At 56.2% G+C, this 831-nt stretch carries 1 pseudogene; it reads left to right on the forward strand.

Features of this window, described 5'->3' with window-relative positions:
* Positions 1–831: pseudogene (locus tag CBW22_RS26865) on the forward strand (conjugal transfer protein TraN); the annotation flags it as partial.

Below are 831 nucleotides of genomic sequence, written 5' to 3' on the forward strand. Positions count from 1 at the left end.
TATCCAGAACGGCAAAAACGCCGAGGCGAACAGCGGCTCCATCGTGGACGGCACGAACCAGCAGTGCACCACCAAAGTGGTGTCAAAGTCGGTGTTTGAGAACTACAGCTGCGACCGGGACGTGGCACAGGTGCAGACGTGTGCACGGACCGGAAGCATTCAGGTCACAGGATCGCGTGAGACTTACAACACCCAGTTAGTTCTCAATGCGGCCAATTCAACGGCGGTTATCCTTGATAATTACTGGGTACGTTACGACTTTACGGTGCCGGATGATGGGGTGGTAAGCAGCGGAACCTGGGCTTTTACCTACCCCAGAAGCCCCAGCTACCACGGGGAATCCGGCGATCGCCTGTGGTATTCAATTAAGGCACTGGATTTTCAGACGGACAGGGCTAAACCAAACCGTAACGGTGACGCAGCGATATCGCCACAGCGCGTTACTAAAGGTCAGACGGTTTCGCTGTACCTGCGTTACAACACTGACGGTCACTATGATACCGGTCGTGATGGACTGATCAGGGCTGTCAGCAATGGCAATTACGTTTTCCAGGTCATATTCCCACTACAGGCCGAGCGCGACACGACTACCTCAACGGTTGTCTGGAGCGAGTCCTGCGGCTTCGATAAATCAAAGGCTACCGGCACGGCAGGCACGGTGTGTACCGACCCGGGCGGGAGCCGGACGGTAAATCAGAACGGCAAAGACTATACGCAGAGCGCCTCCTGCTGGCAGTACTCGGACGCCTATATCGTGCCGGTCAGCTCAACCGGCAACTGCAGCACGCTGATGGCCAACAAAAACTGCACGGTCTCAGCCCGCAGCTGTAC

The sequence above is a fragment of the Pantoea sp. VS1 genome (genome assembly GCF_002207995.1).
Classification (GTDB): domain Bacteria; phylum Pseudomonadota; class Gammaproteobacteria; order Enterobacterales; family Enterobacteriaceae; genus Pantoea; species Pantoea dispersa.